Genomic DNA, 15,364 nt, shown 5'->3' with positions numbered 1-15,364 from the left:
GTGCTCACTTTCCGGTTGGGCGGGCGATCCGGGCGCGCACCATCGCGGGCATCGCGGCGAGTCCGGTGACTGGGCGGAAGCGTTTCGCGGCCTCGGCCAGCGCGACGTACTCGTCGTCGGCGAGGTCGATGTCCGCGGCGGCGGCGTTGCGCTCCATCTGCTCCACACCGGACGCACCGGGGATGGCGAGCACGTTCGGGTGGCGCAGCAGGTAGGCCAGCGCGATCTGACTGGGGGTGGCGTCGTGGGCGTCGGCGACCTGGCGCAGCGTGTCGATGAGGATGGCGCCCCGCTCCAGGTTCTCCGGCAGGAAGTACGGGTTGGCGCGCCGGACCGCGCCACTGGGCGGGTTCTTCGCGTCGTAGCGGCCGGAGAGGAAGCCCTGCGCCAGCGGGCTGTACGCGATGACCACACGGCCGGCCTGCCGCGCGTACGGCAGCAGGTCCTGCTCGGGTGCGCGGTCCAGCATGCTGTAGCGGACCTGATTGCTGAGCACCCGCCGGCCGAGCGCGGCCTCGGCGACCTGCCAGCGGCGCAGCCCGTAGTTGCTCACTCCGACCTCGCCGACCAGCCCGATGTCCTGCAGGACCCGCATGCCGCGCATGGTGGTGTGGTCGGCGACGAGCGGGTTGGGCTGGTGCACCTGGTAGAGGTCGATGCTGGTGACGCCGAGCCGGGCCGCGGAGGCGACCGCCCGTTGCTGCACCACCGCGGCCACCGGCAGCACCGGAAGGATCTTGGTGGCGACCACCACCGTGGGCCGGTCGTCGCCGAGGGCCGCGCCGAGAATCCGTTCGCTGCGGCCGAAGCCGTAGATCTCCGCGCTGTCGAAGACCGTCACGCCCAGTTCCACGGCCCGCCGGACGATCTGCGCTGCCTGCTGCTCGAACTCCGGGCCGTAGCCCCATTCCCGGGAGCCGAACTGCCAGGTGCCCAGCCCAATCTTGGAGAGTGGTTTGGGTGTGTCGAGCGCAATGAAACGCATGGCGTCGAAGCTACCCCGATGTCCGGGTTCGTACGCCCGATCCCGCCCACCCGAGCCCGGAGTTAGGCTCATGATCGTGACCTATCTCGCCGCGGATGACCGCTACGACACCATGACCTACCGGCGCAGCGGGCGCAGTGGCCTGCGGCTGCCCGCCGTCTCCCTCGGGCTGTGGCACAACTTCGGCCCCGATCGCCCGTTCGAACGGCAGCGCGACATCGTCCGACGCGCCTTCGACCTGGGTGTCACCCACTTCGACCTGGCCAACAACTACGGCCCGCCACCCGGTTCGGCGGAGGAGAACTTCGGCCGGATGCTCGCCACCGACCTGAAGCCGTACCGGGACGAGCTGGTGATCTCCAGCAAGGCCGGTTACCTGATGTGGCCCGGCCCGTACGGCGAATGGGGCTCGCGCAAGAACCTGATCTCCTCGCTGGACCAGTCGCTGGGTCGGATGGGGCTGGACTACGTCGACATCTTCTACTCGCACCGGTTCGACCCGGACACCCCGCTGGAGGAGACGATGGGCGCGTTGGACGCCATCGTCCGCTCCGGCAAGGCGCTCTACGTCGGCATCTCGAACTACAACTCGGAGCAGTCCGCACGGGCCGCCGCGATCCTGCGCGACCTGGGTACGCCGCTGCTGATCAACCAGCCGTCGTACTCGATGCTCAACCGCTGGACGGAGGCCGACGGCCTGCTCGACACGCTGGAGCAGGTCGGCGCGGGTTGCATCGCGTACAGCCCGCTGGCCCAGGGCCTGCTGACCGACCGCTACCTGGGCGGCATCCCGGCCGACTCGCGCGTCCGCACCAGCGTCTTCCTCAACGAGAGCGACCTCAGCGACGAGAAGATGGCCACCATCCGGGGTCTCGGTGCGGTCGCCGGGCGGCGTGGCCAGTCGCTGGCCCAGCTCGCCCTAGCCTGGGCCCTGCGCGACCCGCGGATGACCAGCCTGATCATCGGCGCGAGCAGCGTCGAGCAGTTGGAGACGAACATCGCCGCGCTCGACAACCTCGACTTCAGCGCCGAAGAGTTGGCCGAGATCGACCGGCACCTGGGCTGAGGCCCGACCGAGCCGGCGGCCCGGGTCACCAGATCCGGCGCCGCCCGGCCCGGTGGTTGCGTACCTCGCACTGCCGGCCCACCGGCGCGGCGGCGCCGCGCCGCCGCCGGCCCGCGCCGATCAGCAACACCAGGACCAGCACGGTGGCGACGCCGGCCAGCACCGGCCACCGACCGTCGAGGTTGGTCACCGACGCCACCGGCACGCCCGGATCGGCCGCCGCCGCCACCGCCGGGCCGGTGGTGGCCGGCCCACTCGCGGGGGTACGCGGAGCAACCGACGCGCTCTTCGTCACGGCGGCCCGGGACGGGATGGCCGTCGCCGTGCCGCCCCGCGCCGAGCGGAACACCACGTCCGAGCAGGAGTAATAGGTGTCCGGGGTGTTGGAGTTCTGCCAGATCGTGTAGATGAGGTGGCGGCCCTCACGGCCCACCGGCAGTCGACCCGGCAACTGGTACGCCCCGGACCGGACCGGCGGGTCGGTCATCGTCAGAAACGGGCGCGTTTCCAGGTCAGCCCAGGTCAGCGACGCCGTGGGGTCGTACCCGGGCCGGGTGACGTAGAGCCGGAAGGTGCCCCGGTGCTCGATGGTGGTCCGGTACCGGAAGGTGAACGTGGCGCCTGCGGTCAGGTCGGTGGCCGGCCAGTCCGTGCGGGGCAGGTCCAGGCCCCGGTATGCGGACAGGCCGCCGCTGCACAGCTCACCGTCCGGGATCCGCTCCCGGTCCCGGCCGTTGATCGCGGCCACCCGGACGTTGTCCCACTCGCGTACCGCCGCGCCGGCCTGGACGGCCGCCCGGCAGGCGCTGGTGGCCGCGTACCGACCCTCGGGCCCGCAGGCCGCCGCCCGACTGACCGGGTTGGTCGGGGCGCCGTGGGCGGCGGCGGGCGCGGCTGCCAGGGGCACGGTCGTGGCAGCGAGCAGCACCGTGGCGAGGAACCGGCGTACGGGCATGAAGGTGACCTCCGCCCACTGGTACGGCCAGCAGGGGACAAAGGTTCGACGACGACCGGCGGGAATCCGACGGGTGGGCGGAGCGTTTCGATACTCGGAACCGCTTGCACCGAGGAGGCAGACATGAAGGTACGTAGCTCGTTGCGTGCACTGAAGCAGAAGCCGGGTTCGGTGGTGGTCCGCCGTCGCGGCCGGGTGGTCGTGGTGAACCGCGCCAACCCGCAGTGGAAGAGCCGCCAGGGCTGATCAAGCCCTCAACGGACATACAGTCGACAAACGCCCTGACCGGGATCACTCGGGTCAGGGCGTTTTCGTGTGTCCGTCTCCTACCAGGACCGACCCCACTGCGGTCAGGCGGCGGCGAGTGAGGCGACCGTGACGAGAACCACTGCCGAAAATACCGACCGGTCGGTATGTTTTTGAGGTGACCGAAGCTCCCACCCCCCGCAAAGGGCAACGCACCCAGGCGCACCTGGTCAAGGTCGCCGCCGAGGTCTTCGCCACCCATGGGTACCGCGGCGCCCGCATGGCCGACCTCGTCTCCGCCAGCGGCCTGACCAAAGGCGCCTTCTACTTCCACTTCTCCTCCAAAGAGGAGGCGGCGCTGGCGGTTCTGGCCGACGCCCACGACACCTGGGCACGCACCTTGCGCCTGCGGGTGTCCGCAGCACCACCGGGAGCACGCCTGGCCTCGGCGATGGAGGGCGTCGCCGAGCTGGTCGCCGAGCCGGGCCTGTGGGCGGCGTTCACGCTCTGTGCCGATCTGCAAGCGGTGCCCGGGGTTGCCGAGCGGGTCCGCGGCCACTGGGACGATTGGCTTGCGCTGCTGGTCGAGGTCATCGCAGGCGACCACCCGGACGCCGACCCGACGCGCGTGCGCGACGCGGCTGCCGGGCTGCTCGCCACGATCTGCGGCCTACGCGAGGCGCTGACCGGGACGGATGAGCTGCGGCGACTGCCGCACGTGTTGCAGCTACTCACCACCGGGATCGCGGGGGCGTTGCGCCCCGAGCCCGACCGCCCGCTTCCCGTTCAACACGCGACGGCCGAGGCCACCGCGATCTCCATCAACCGCTAGCAACACCGTCGGCAACAGGAGCCATTGATGTCCATTTCCCCATCGAGCACCGGCCCCTCGCCAGCCCGGCTTGACCCCAAGGCCCTGCGGGGCCGTACCGCCGTGGTCACCGGTGCGTCGTCCGGCATCGGCGCGGCCTTCGCCCGTGCGCTCGCCGCCCGCGGCGCCGACCTGGTCGTCGTCGCCCGCCGCACCGATCGTTTGCAGGCTCTCGCGGACGAACTGTCGCCCACCGGGGTACGAGTCCATATCCGCACCGCGGACCTGGGCCGGCCCGGCGCAGCCGCCGAACTGGCCAACTCCCTGGCAGCCGACGGCATCCCGGTCGACCTGCTCGTCAACAACGCCGGGCTCGGCCTGCCGCACGGCAGATTCGACGAGGCCGATCCCGAACGGCTGCGCGAACTGATCAACGTCAACGTGATGGCGGTCGCCGAGCTGGCTCACGCGCTGCTGCCCGTCATCCGGCAACGGCGGGGGGCCATCATCAACATGGCGTCCAGCGTGTCGTTCCTGCCGACGCCGTATCACACGGCGTACGGGGCGGCCAAGGCGTTCGTCCTGTCGCTGTCCGAGGCGCTCTGGGCGGAAAACCGTGACAGCGGCGTACGGGTGCTCGCGGTCTGCCCCGGCCGGACCATCACCGAGTTCTTCGAGGCCAGCGGCCCGCAGGCCAACACAGGATCGGCCCAGACCGCCGAGGAGGTCGTCGCCCAGGCCTTGACGGCGTTGGAGGGCGAGCGTCCGACGATCGTCACCGGCTGGCGCAATTTCCTGACCGCCCAGTTGCCCCGACTACTGCCACGCCGCATGGTGGTCAGCATCGCCGAGCGGCTCGGCCGAACCCCCGTCGCGCCCAGCGAGCTCGTCAAGGCGTGAGGCACTGATCGACGCCCCAACCCTCAACGACCTCGACGAACTGGAGAGCCGGGTGAGCGCGGCGTTCGGCATCATCGTCGATCGCTGAGCACCGGGCGGGCACCTGCGGTGGCGCAGTGGATCGACTAGGGTGCTCCGAGAAACCGCCCCAAAGAGGAGGAACTGGTGTTCATCGTGGAGTTGTCCTTCGGTGACCAACCCGACCGGCTCGCCGCCCGGCCCGCGCACCGGGAGCGCCTCCAGACCCTGCACCAGGAGGGCCGGCTGGTCATGGCCGGGCCGTTCCCCGACGACTCCGGCGCCCTTCTGATCTTCGACGTCCCCGACGCCGAGGCGTTGGCCGCGACCCTCGCCGAGGACCCGTACTACCGCACCCCCGGAGTGACGGTCGTGAACCAGCGGGAGTGGTCACCGATCGTGCGCTAGGCACGCTCGCCCCGGGGTGACACGCGGGTCACCCCGGGGCGCCCGTGGAACCAGCCGACACGACGATGCTCCCGCCCGGAACGGACGGGAGCATCGGAGAAAACCACCGGTCAGCACATGCGTGCCATCGGTGGAGCCGAGGGGACTCGAACCCCTGACCCCCACACTGCCAGTGTGGTGCGCTACCAGCTGCGCCACGGCCCCTTGCTGTTTCCCGGTCGCCCGGGCACTGGGAAACTATACACAGACCGGCCGGCGTGGTCATCTCGCGGGGTCCCCGCCGATCCGGGTCAGTTGAGCGCCACGTCCGGCGGAAAGTGTGCGACGGCGGCCATCATTCCGCCCTGCCGGCGCAGCACCATCGGCCACAGGTCGTCGGGCCGATCGACGAAGGCGTCACCGGGCAGCGCGTCCAGCAGGAACCAGGAGCCGTCGGCGATCTCCTGCTCCAACTGGCCACTGCCCCAGCCGGAGTAGCCGGCGAAGACGCGGATGCCGCCGATGCTCTCCCGCAGTCGCTCCGGGTCGACCGAGAGGTCGATCGTGCCAACCGCCCCGGAAACCTGGTGGAAGCCCTTGAGCCGGCGCATCGGGTGTCGCATCCGGGCCAGGCAGATGGCCGAGTCGGGCTGCACCGGGCCGCCCTCGAAGAGCACCGCCGGGTGGCGGGCCAGGTCGCTCCAGTCACCGAGCACGTCGGCGACCGGCACCTCGGTGGCCCGGTTCAGCACCACCCCGAGCGCGCCGCCCGGTTCGTGGGCCACCAGCAGCACCACCGTACGGTCGAAGTTCGGGTCCTTGAGCGCCGGAGTCGCGACCAGCAGCCGCCCGGTCATCGACTCCATCGCTCGTCCGCCGATCGCCTGGCCCTCTCCCTGCATCCCACACACCCGTCAACCGTGAGCCCGCGCTGGAGCTCCGTCACCCGCTGGCTTCGCAGGGTGCACCGGGATCAACCGCGCCGTCAACGCCATGCCTGGCACCATAGCTTGCGTCCCGGTCGCTGGCTAAGGTCTGACCAGCAGGTGATCGGACAGTTGCGACCGCGAGTCGATGACACCGAGGTGGACCTCCGGTGATCGACCGATCCGGGTCACCGACGGCTGGGAAACGCCCGAAAGGTCCGTCACATCCCGATAGATTCGGTTGGTCGGGAGGGCGACCCGCGGTCGTCCCTGCCCGCGACACGGAGGCGGGTGGCGATGGCAACGGTCCGGGACGCGACGTACGACGTGCTCCGCACCCTCGGCATGACCACCGTCTTCGGCAACCCCGGCTCCACCGAGGAGCCGTTCCTGCGGGACTTCCCCACCGACTTCCACTACGTCCACGCGCTGCACGAGGCCACGGCGGTCGCGATGGCCGACGGCTACGCCCAGGCCAGCGGGACACCGGCCCACGTCAACCTGCACACCGCCCCGGGTGCCGGAAACGGCATGGGCAACCTGGTCACCGCCTGGCACAACAAGACCCCGCTGATCGTCAGCGCCGGTCAGCAGACCCGAGAGATGCTGCTCCTCGAACCCCGGCTGACCAGCCGCCGACCCACCGAGCTTCCCCAGCCGTACGTCAAGTGGGCCTACGAGCCGGCGCGGGCGCAGGACATCCCCGGCGCGGTGCTGCGGGCGTACGCGACGGCGGTGCAGCCGCCGGCCGGGCCGGTCTTCCTCTCCCTGCCGATGGACGACTGGGCCCAGCCCGCGGACCCGCCGCCCGCACCACGCTCGGTGGCCACCCGTTTCGCACCGGATCCGCAACGACTGGACGAGTTCGTCCGGATCCTGGCCGGCAGTCGCAACCCGGTGCTGGTGTACGGGCCCGGGGTGGACCGCGCCGGCAGCTGGTCGGCCGCGATCGCGCTGGCCGAGCGGCTGGCCGCGCCGGTCTGGTCGGCCCCCGCGCCGGAGCGCGCCGTGTTCCCGGAGGACCACCCACACTTTCGCGGGGTGCTCCCGTATGCGATCGGCCCGCTGGCCGAGGCGCTGCGCGGGCACGACACCGTGCTGGTCATCGGCGCCCCGGTGTTCCGCTACTACCCGTACGTACCGGGCGAGCACCTGCCCGACGGCGCCCGGCTGCTGCACGTCACGGACGACCCCGACGAGGCCGCGCGCGCCCCGGTCGGGGACAGCCTGCTCGGCGACCCGGGGCTGACCCTGACCGCGCTGGTCGAGCGGGTGCCCTCGGCTGACCGGCCGCCGCCCGCGCCCCGGGACGCGCCGGCCCCGCCGGAGGTCACCGCCCCGCTGAGCCCCGACGCCCTGTTCGCCGCGCTGGCCGCGCACTGGCCGACGGACGGCGTGCTGGTCCAGGAGTCACCGTCCAATCTGTCCGCGCTGCGTCGCCGGCTGCGGATCACCCGCCCGGCGTCGTACTTCACGATGGCCAGCGGCGGCCTCGGCTACGGCCTGCCGGCCGCGATCGGGGTGGCACTCGCCGAACGGGACGCCGGGCGCGGCCGTCCGGTGGTGGCGGTGGTCGGCGACGGCTCATTCCACTACTCGGTGCAGGCGCTGTGGACCGCCGCACGCCTGTCACTGCCGGTGGTGGTCGTCGTCCCGGTCAACCAGCAGTACGCGATCCTCAAGGCGTTCGCCGAGCTGAAGGACACTCCCGGGGTACCCGGCCTGGACCTGCCGGGGTTGGACATCGTCGCGATCGCGGCCGGTTACGGCTGTGCCACCGAGGTGGTCGAGACCCCCGACCAGCTCGGAGCGGCGCTCGCCGGCGGGCTGGCCGCCGACCGGCCCACCGTGTTGCCGGTGCCGATCAGCACCGACGTCCCCGGCATCCTCTGACCGGGCCCGTCAGCGCGGGGCGATCGACAGCGGGGTGCCGGCGGCGACGTCCAGCACCGGCCGGGCACCCAGCGGCGCCGCGAGGGTGACGGTGACCGGCTCCAGCTTGAGCAGGTCCGGGCAGACGCCGGTGCCCCGGGTGACGCTGCCACCCACCACCACGACGTCCGGCCGTTCCCACACCAGCGGCGCGATCCCGGTGTCGCAGGCACCGACGCCGAGCCGGACGGTCAACCGGGCGCCGTCGACCGTCGCGAGGTCCTGGGCGGCCACCAACCCGTCCGGCAGCGGCCGGGCCGGCGCGGTGGGCTCGGGAACCGGCGTGACCGCCGTCGGCGCGACGGCGAGCCGGGCCACCGGGGTGGCCAGCTCCTTGATGGTGAACAGCCAGGCCGGGACCTGCGCCGCACCCCGGCTGGTGCGGACCGGCACGGTGCCGAACGTGACCCCGGTAACGGTGAGCGCGAGGCAGGCGGTCTGGGTCGCGCTGGTGGCCCAGCCATCCGGTCCAGGTTCGACGGTGGGGCCGCCCGGGGTCGGCAGGCCGGGCCGCTTCGGCCGCCCCGGACAGGGCAGCGGATCGCCCTGGTCGAGCTGCCGGTACGCCTCTGCCGCGCTGACCAACGGCAGTGTGAGCCGGCCGTCCGGGAACCGGATCTCGCCACCTACCCGGGTGGGCGGAATCGGGACCTGCTCGCGGTACCAGCCGGCTCGGAACGCCGCCTCGGTGTCGGGGGTGAAGCGCGGGTCGCCGGTGAGCACGGTCGGCCCCTCCAGCGGGACGTAGCCCGCACGCCAGTCGGGGCCGGGCTGCCACGCCCCGGCGACCTCGGCCGCCCGCTGGTCGAACGCCTCCGTGCGGCCCGGCGGGTTACTGGGCCCGCCGGCCGGATCAACACCGTTGGAGGCACAGCCCACCACGAGCAGCAGCGGGAGCACGAGCAGCAGGACCGGTCGACGCATGTACGGTCCGACGCGGCTGTCGACCTCCCGGTTCCCCTGCCCGGGTCAGGTCTCGCCACCCAGATCCGTCTGGTACGCCTCCCAGAGCAGGTCGGCGCCGCGCCGCCGATGACGGGCCAACCTCCGCAGCAGGCGCCCGGCCCGGTGCCGCACCTCGTCGGGGTGCGCCCCGGGCTGCTCGGCGATCTGCTGAACAGCCAGGATCGCGGCGACGATCGCGGCGTGCTCCCGGGTCAGCAGCCGCACCCCGTGGTCCAGCCGTGGCGACTGGCTGAGCAACTCCCGGTAGAGGCCGGTGGGGCCCTCGGTGACCCGGACGTGCTCGGCGAAGGCCTGTCCCACCGGACGGAGCCGGAACAGGACCTCTTCGCGCCAGCGCGGCTCGGTGGTGGCGACGGCCACGGCCCGGCCGAACGCGTGCACGTCACCGGCGAGCCCCGCCGGGCGCGGCTCACCGGGCAGCCCGACCGGGTACGCCTCGGCGGGCCGCCTGGTGGGGTACGGATCGGCGGGGAGCCCCTCCGGGTGCGGGTGCGCGGCGGATGGCCGGGCGACGAGTGACGGCTGCTGGACCGGTCCGGTGACCATGGCACCTCCCGCGCTGCGCTACTACCCCATACCGCGATGGTGAGCCTGCCCGGCCTGCCCTGTCCAGGCCCCGGGCCAGCCTCATCTGCCCCATTGGCCCCATTGACCCCGCCGGCACCACTGGTCCGGCTCAGCCGCTCGACGGGTGCTCCGCCAGGTGGTGCAGGTGGGCGGCGACGGCGCGCGCGTCGCCGTCCCGCCCGTCGACTCGACCTGTCGTCATCGCGTCGGCGAGCGCGCGCAGTTCGGACGGGGGCAGGCTGTCCAGGCCCATGCCGCGCAGCGGGATGGTGACCCGCCTCGTGCTCTCCTGGTCGGTCGCGATGATGGTCCGCACCCGCCGTCCACCCGCCGAGGCGTCGTCCCCCGCCTCCCGATAGGACTCCGGGCCGGCGTCGATCCGGGCGGTGGCGAGGTCGACGGTACGGGTTCGGAACGCGCCCCGTACCCGCACCCGGCTGCCGTCCAGCCATGCGGCCGTGCGGAGCACCCGCAGCACGAGGTAGACACCGAGCAGGACGAATGGCAGGCCACACAACCCGATGAACGGACCAGGGCCGGCCTGATCCCCGCCACCGGCGTCCCGCAGCCCTGGCGGCAGCAGTCCCGGCGGCAGGTCGCGAGCTTCCTCATAGGAGGCGAACGTGTCACCCGGGCCGGTCAGTCGCCGCAACAGCCCGCCGGCGATCAGGGGCAGCGCCACGGACGCCACACCAACGGCCCCGACGAGGACGCCGGTCACCACCGCGACCGTGCGCTGGCCGGGTGACGCGCCGACGGACAGGCGCAGCTCCTGCTTGGTCACAGGGGGCAGCGTAGGCGAGCCGGGCCGGCAGCCCTGTCGTCGCACCAGACGCCGACACAACAAAGCGCCCCGGCTAGTGGGCCGGGGCGCTTCGTTCGAGGTGGTGGAGGTGCCGGGAATCGAACCCGGGTCCTTCGCCGGTTTGTCAGGGCTTCTCCGAGCGCAGCTCGCTGTGCCTCTACTCGGCCCCACCGCTCACGCGAGCAAGTTGGTGTGACGGGCCCAGTCGCTGATTAATCTCGCCGCACGGACCCCGCGACCGGGTCCGATTGGCCAGCCTCCTAGCTGATGCCGGCTACTGGGACGAAGGCGTTCCCAGGCCGACAGACTTAGCTACTCGCCTCAGGCGGCGAGAGCGAAGTCAGCGCGATTGTTCTTGGCGCTTATAAGTTTCCGACGACCGATTCTCGAGACGACGTCGGCTTCCTCGGCTCGCTTCCCCTGTCGCTGCGTACGAAGTCGAAACCAGTCACCCCCTCGACAGGCCACCGATGTGGTGGCACTGACAAGCCTAACGCCTGGCGCAACAGCTTTCATCCCGAGCCCCGGCCCGGCGCGCCGACCCGGACAAACGGGATGAATTAGTCGTCCATGCCCTTGCCGCGTCGACCGGACACCCGGGCAATCTCCCGGTCCGCGTCCCGCTTCGCGAGGTCCTGACGCTTGTCGTACGACTTCTTACCCTTGGCCAGGGCAATCTCGACCTTGGCCCAGCCGTCGGCGAAGTAGACCTGCAGCGGGACGATCGTCAGACCGCCCTCGCGGGTCTTGCCGACCAACCTGTCGATCTCACCCCGGTTGAGCAACAGCTTGCGGGTACGCCGGGGCTCGTGGTTGGTCCAGGTGCCCTGGGTGTATTCCGGGATGTGCATGGCGTGCAGGTACAACTCGCCGTCGCGCTCCTGGGCGAACGCGTCGACCAGCGACGCTCGCCCGGCCCGCAGCGACTTGACCTCGGTGCCGGTCAGCGCCATGCCCGCCTCGTACGTGTCGAGGATCGCGTAGTCGTGGCGCGCCTTCTTGTTGGAGGCGACCACCTTGCGCCCCTTTTCCCGTGGCATCGGCGCCACCCCCTCTCGCGAACGTCCGTGGCCGGGCTCACCCCGGCCGGACAACCGATCATGCTACCCGAATGACAAGGACCCTCCCGCGCCGTTTATTTCCGGCAGCGGGAGGGTCCCCGGGAGACGACGGGACGACCCGTACGGCGCCTAGACCCGCAGGTAGAAGCGCAGGGTGATCCAGGCCGTGCCCGCGCTGACCAGACCACCGACGCCAGCCATCAACGGGAAGACGACCAGGATGTCGCCCCAGGTGATCGGCGAGAGCAGACCCTGCAGGGCGCTCAACGAACCGTCGAAGAGCAGGTACTTCGCCGCGACCAGGGCGACCAGGCCGAGCAGTGAGCCGATCAGGCCGGCCACCACGGCCTCCAGCACGAACGGCGCCTGGATGAACCAGTTGGACGCGCCGACCAGCTTCATGACCGCCACCTCACGCCGCTTGCTGTACGCGGCCACCTGAATGGTGTTCGCGACCAGCAGCAGGGCAGCGATCGCCATCACGACGGCGGCGGCCAGCGCGATGTTCTGGATCGAGGTGAGGATGTTGAAGATCTTGTCGAGCAGTCGACTCTGGTCGACGATCTCGTCGACACCCGCGGTGTCCTTGTACTGGTCGTAGATGTCCTTGTACTGCTCCGGGTTGTTCAGCTTGAGCCGGAACGACTCGGGCAGCTGGTCCGGCTTGACCGCGTTCACCAGGTCCGGGGCGTCCTGGTACATCTCCTTGAAGCGCTTGTACGCCTCGTCCTTGTTGACGTACAAGACCTCCTTCACCAGGGGGTCCCCGTCCAACTTGGTGTTCAGGTCGGTGCGCTCCTGCTCGCTCACCTCCTGGTTCAAGAAGATCGAGACTTCGATGTTCTTGTAGTAGAGGTCCTTCATGTCGTCGACCTGGCGGTACATGAGACCGCTGGCGCCGAGCATGGTCAGCGAGACCGCCATCGTGATGATCATCGCGATGGACATGGTCACGTTGCGCCACAGTCCGACCAGTACCTCGGACAGGACGTATTTCACGCGCATCGGGATTTCCTCCGGGTCTCCGGCATGAAGTGTTCGTCGTCAGGCTGCGCAGGGGTGGAGAGCCGGCTCACCCGTAGACGCCGCGGGCCTGGTCACGCACGATGCGACCGCTCTCGATCTCGACGACGCGGCGACGCATCTGGTTCACGATGTTGGAGTCGTGGGTGACCATCACGACGGTCGTGCCGGTGCGGTTGATCCGGTCCAGCAGACGCATGATCTCGATCGAGGTGTCCGGGTCCAGGTTTCCGGTCGGCTCGTCCGCCAGCAGGATCAGCGGACGGTTCACGAACGCCCGGGCGACGGCGACCCGCTGCTGCTCACCACCGGAGAGCTCGTGCGGGTAGCGGTGCTCCTTGCCACCGAGCCCGACCAGCTCCAGCACCTCCGGCACGACCCGGCGGGCAACCGCCTTGGTCTTGCCGATCACCTCGAGAGCGAACGCCACGTTCTCGTAGGCGGTGCGGTTCGGCAGCAGCCGGAAGTCCTGGAAGACACAGCCGATCGAGCGCCGGAAGTGGGGTCGCTTCCAGGAGCGCATCGACGTGACGTCCTTGCCGTTGACGACGACGCGACCCTTGTTGGGGGCCACCTCGTGCAGCAGCATCTTGATGATCGTGGACTTGCCGGAGCCGGATGGACCGATGAAGAAGACGAACTCGCCCTTCTCGATCGAGACGGACACGTTGTCGAGCGAAGGCCGGGACGCCTTCGGGTACGTCTTCGTCACTTGCTCAAGCTGAATCACGGGTGGTGAGTCTACGCGGTGTAACAACTGAGCCAAGCCCCACGCCCCGTCGATCCGACGCGAGTCGTCGAATCAGGCCTCTACCTGGAGATCGATGACGCGCTCCGCCCGCGTGTCGTCACGCACCGTCGCCGGCGAGTTGCCGCTGCTTGCGCCAGCGGATGCCCGCCTCGATGAAACCGTCCAACTCGCCGTCGAAGACCGCGCTCGGATTGCCGGTCTCCTGCTCGGTTCGGAGATCCTTCACCATCTGATACGGGTGCAGGACGTACGAGCGCATCTGATCGCCCCAGGAGCCGGCGGCGTTCTCCTTGAGCCCTTCGAGCTTGGCCTGCTCCTCCTGGCGCTTGCGCTCCAGCAGCCGGGCCTGGAGCACCCGCAGCGCGGAGGCCTTGTTCTGCAGCTGGGACTTCTCGTTCTGGCAGGTCACCACGATGCCGGTCGGAATGTGGGTCAGCCGGACCGCCGAGTCGGTGGTGTTGACGCTCTGCCCACCGGGGCCGGAGGAGCGGTAGACGTCGACCCGTACCTCGTTCTCCGGGATGTCGATGTGGTCGGTCTGCTCGGTGACCGGCAGGACCTCGACGCCCGCGAAGCTGGTCTGCCGACGGCCCTGGTTGTCGAACGGGCTGATCCGGACCAGCCGGTGGGTGCCCGACTCAACGCTGAGCGTGCCGTACGCGTAGGGCACCTTGACCGCGAAGGTGGCCGACTTCAGGCCCGCCTCTTCGGCGTACGAGGTCTCGTAGACCTCGGTCGGGTAGCCGTGCCGCTCCGCCCAGCGCAGGTACATCCGCAGCAGCATCTCGGCGAAGTCCGCGGCGTCCACGCCACCCGCGCCGGCCCGGATGGCGACCAACGCCTCCCGGGAGTCGTACTCACCGGAGAGCAGGGTGCGGACCTCCATCTCCTGGATGGCCTTGGTCAGCCCGGTGATCTCCGACTCGACCTCGGTCAGCACGCCCGGGTCGGCCTCGGCCTCCGCCAGCTCCAGCAGCACCTGGGCGTCGTCGAGGCCCGAACGCAGGCTGCCCAGCTTGCTGATCTCGCCGTTGACGTACGACAGCTGCGAGGTCACCTGCTGAGCCTTGGCCTGGTCGTCCCACAGGTCGGGGGCGGAAGCCTCCTGCTCGAGGCGGGCCTTGTCCTCGTGGAGGCGGTCGATGTTGAGGACGGCCTCGATGTTTCGCAGGGTCGCGTCGAGTTCCTTGAGCTGTTCGGCGTAATCGGCAGCGGTCACGACAGACAAGCGTACTGTGCCGCAGGCCGCCCAGCTCGTTCTGGATGCGCGAACTGGCCGGAGGTCACCCGACGGGGGCGGACTTCAACCACGACAGGGCCGCCCGGTGGTAGGCGACGGCGAACTCCAGCGCGCTGGCGTCGTACGTCTCGCCGTCCCGTTTGGCGTTCTTGACCTGTTCCCGCACCTGGGCGAGGGCCTCGGTGTGGTATTCGTTCGCGGAGGCGTACAGGCTCTTCAGCTGGCTCGCGGAGTGCAGGTTGCCGAAGGCCATCCGCAGCGCTATCGGGTTGCGGATGGTGTCCCGCCCCGGGTTCTCCGCCAGCCAGCGAGAAAATGTCCGTTTCCCGCTGGCGGTGAGAGCGTACGGCTGGCTCATCCGCGGCCCGGGCTTGCCGAGCCGCACGAAACCACGCTCGGCCAGGACCGGCAACTCGCGGTAGACCTGACTGCGGGTCATCGACCAGTACGGCGCCAGACGGCGCTCAGCGGCGGCCATCAACTGACCGCCTGTCATCGGGCCCTCGTGGAGGAGGCCGAGCAAGGCCGCCGCCGTAGGGTTGACTCCGGAATCCGCCATGCCCACTACGCTGCCACTTTGCGCACGCGGCGTCCAGGATTTGCCAGTTTGCCACCCAACAGGACTTCCTAAGTGCACTGTCGGCGACAGACTGTCCGTTGAGGACTATCAATGGGTTACGACATTCGGCGGACCGCCGGCGGCGCCACGCGCGCCGCCGGCGGGT

The 15,364-nt window shown here is 70.5% G+C and carries 17 protein-coding genes, 1 tRNA gene and 1 other RNA gene; 6 read left to right on the top strand and 13 right to left on the bottom strand.

Annotated elements, in window-relative coordinates; genetic code table 11:
• Positions 1-4: 4 nt before the first annotated feature.
• On the bottom strand, positions 5-985 hold the full coding sequence (locus tag ACQEUX_RS32605) for an aldo/keto reductase (RefSeq protein WP_433056614.1): 981 nt from the start codon (positions 983-985) through the stop codon (positions 5-7).
• A 70-nt stretch (positions 986-1,055) separates the two neighbouring features.
• On the opposite strand from ACQEUX_RS32605, the gene mgrA reads away from it, so the two are divergent.
• Positions 1,056-2,051, top strand: coding sequence for an L-glyceraldehyde 3-phosphate reductase (mgrA, locus tag ACQEUX_RS32600; protein WP_433056612.1), 996 nt, complete (start codon positions 1,056-1,058; stop codon positions 2,049-2,051).
• Positions 2,052-2,076: 25 nt separating this feature from the next.
• On the opposite strand, the gene ACQEUX_RS32595 is transcribed toward mgrA, so the two are convergent.
• Positions 2,077-3,006 carry a lytic polysaccharide monooxygenase auxiliary activity family 9 protein gene (locus ACQEUX_RS32595; RefSeq protein WP_433056610.1) on the bottom strand — a complete coding sequence of 310 codons (930 nt, stop codon included), beginning with the start codon at positions 3,004-3,006 and terminating at the stop codon, positions 2,077-2,079.
• A 123-nt stretch (positions 3,007-3,129) separates the two neighbouring features.
• Here ACQEUX_RS32595 and ACQEUX_RS32590 point away from each other — a divergent pair, with 123 nt between their 5' ends.
• The 4 genes from ACQEUX_RS32590 (at position 3,130) to ACQEUX_RS32575 (ending at position 5,389) form a co-directional block, all read left to right on the top strand.
• Positions 3,130-3,252: a 50S ribosomal protein L36 gene (locus tag ACQEUX_RS32590; protein ID WP_030490864.1), complete on the top strand. Its 123-nt coding sequence runs from the start codon at positions 3,130-3,132 to the stop codon at positions 3,250-3,252.
• A 178-nt stretch (positions 3,253-3,430) separates the two neighbouring features.
• Complete coding sequence (locus tag ACQEUX_RS32585) at positions 3,431-4,084, top strand: TetR family transcriptional regulator (protein ID WP_433056608.1); 654 nt, start codon at positions 3,431-3,433, stop codon at positions 4,082-4,084.
• 27 nt (positions 4,085-4,111) lie between these two features.
• Complete coding sequence (locus tag ACQEUX_RS32580) at positions 4,112-4,963, top strand: SDR family NAD(P)-dependent oxidoreductase (protein ID WP_433056606.1); 852 nt, start codon at positions 4,112-4,114, stop codon at positions 4,961-4,963.
• Positions 4,964-5,128: 165 nt separating this feature from the next.
• Complete coding sequence (locus ACQEUX_RS32575; RefSeq protein WP_433056604.1) at positions 5,129-5,389, top strand: YciI family protein; 261 nt, start codon at positions 5,129-5,131, stop codon at positions 5,387-5,389.
• A 131-nt stretch (positions 5,390-5,520) separates the two neighbouring features.
• On the opposite strand, the gene ACQEUX_RS32570 is transcribed toward ACQEUX_RS32575, so the two are convergent.
• Both ACQEUX_RS32570 and ACQEUX_RS32565 read right to left on the bottom strand, forming a co-directional pair.
• Positions 5,521-5,593: transfer RNA gene (locus ACQEUX_RS32570), tRNA-Ala, on the bottom strand.
• An 86-nt stretch (positions 5,594-5,679) separates the two neighbouring features.
• Positions 5,680-6,270 carry a YqgE/AlgH family protein gene (locus tag ACQEUX_RS32565; protein WP_433056602.1) on the bottom strand — a complete coding sequence of 197 codons (591 nt, stop codon included), beginning with the start codon at positions 6,268-6,270 and terminating at the stop codon, positions 5,680-5,682.
• Positions 6,271-6,591: 321 nt separating this feature from the next.
• On the opposite strand from ACQEUX_RS32565, the gene mdlC reads away from it, so the two are divergent.
• The gene (mdlC, locus tag ACQEUX_RS32560; RefSeq protein WP_433056600.1) at positions 6,592-8,187 is read left to right on the top strand and encodes a benzoylformate decarboxylase; all 1,596 of its coding nucleotides are present in this window, start codon (positions 6,592-6,594) and stop codon (positions 8,185-8,187) included.
• Between the two features lie 9 nt (positions 8,188-8,196).
• Here mdlC and ACQEUX_RS32555 read toward each other — a convergent pair whose 3' ends face one another.
• The 9 genes from ACQEUX_RS32555 to ACQEUX_RS32515 all read right to left on the bottom strand — a co-directional run bounded on the left by ACQEUX_RS32555 (position 8,197) and on the right by ACQEUX_RS32515 (position 15,198).
• The gene (locus ACQEUX_RS32555) at positions 8,197-9,150 is read right to left on the bottom strand and encodes a hypothetical protein (protein WP_433056598.1); all 954 of its coding nucleotides are present in this window, start codon (positions 9,148-9,150) and stop codon (positions 8,197-8,199) included.
• Positions 9,151-9,195: 45 nt separating this feature from the next.
• Positions 9,196-9,738 (bottom strand): hypothetical protein, encoded by a 543-nt coding sequence (locus ACQEUX_RS32550; RefSeq protein ID WP_433056596.1) that lies wholly within the window; start codon positions 9,736-9,738, stop codon positions 9,196-9,198.
• Between the two features lie 130 nt (positions 9,739-9,868).
• Positions 9,869-10,543, bottom strand: coding sequence for a hypothetical protein (locus ACQEUX_RS32545; protein WP_433056595.1), 675 nt, complete (start codon positions 10,541-10,543; stop codon positions 9,869-9,871).
• 101 nt (positions 10,544-10,644) lie between these two features.
• Positions 10,645-11,020, bottom strand: a transfer-messenger RNA (tmRNA) gene (gene ssrA, locus ACQEUX_RS32540).
• A 104-nt stretch (positions 11,021-11,124) separates the two neighbouring features.
• Complete coding sequence (gene smpB, locus ACQEUX_RS32535; RefSeq protein WP_433056593.1) at positions 11,125-11,604, bottom strand: SsrA-binding protein SmpB; 480 nt, start codon at positions 11,602-11,604, stop codon at positions 11,125-11,127.
• 150 nt (positions 11,605-11,754) lie between these two features.
• Positions 11,755-12,630 carry a permease-like cell division protein FtsX gene (gene ftsX / locus ACQEUX_RS32530; RefSeq protein ID WP_433056591.1) on the bottom strand — a complete coding sequence of 292 codons (876 nt, stop codon included), beginning with the start codon at positions 12,628-12,630 and terminating at the stop codon, positions 11,755-11,757.
• Between the two features lie 67 nt (positions 12,631-12,697).
• Entirely contained in the window at positions 12,698-13,378 is a 681-nt protein-coding gene (gene ftsE / locus ACQEUX_RS32525; RefSeq protein ID WP_030331491.1) for a cell division ATP-binding protein FtsE, read from the bottom strand.
• Positions 13,379-13,496: 118 nt separating this feature from the next.
• Positions 13,497-14,618 (bottom strand): peptide chain release factor 2, encoded by a 1,122-nt coding sequence (gene prfB, locus ACQEUX_RS32520; RefSeq protein WP_363614597.1) that lies wholly within the window; start codon positions 14,616-14,618, stop codon positions 13,497-13,499.
• A gap of 64 nt (positions 14,619-14,682) precedes the next feature.
• A complete protein-coding gene (locus tag ACQEUX_RS32515) occupies positions 14,683-15,198 on the bottom strand; it encodes a PadR family transcriptional regulator (RefSeq protein WP_030331495.1) in 516 nt (171 codons plus the stop codon).
• Between the last annotated feature and the right edge of the window lie 166 nt (positions 15,199-15,364).

Origin of the sequence: Micromonospora sp. CA-259024 (assembly GCF_050936255.1) — a bacterium.
Lineage (GTDB): Bacteria > Actinomycetota > Actinomycetes > Mycobacteriales > Micromonosporaceae > Micromonospora.
The sequence above is the reverse complement of the archived record's forward strand: the minus strand, read 5'-3'. Positions and strand labels throughout refer to the sequence as shown.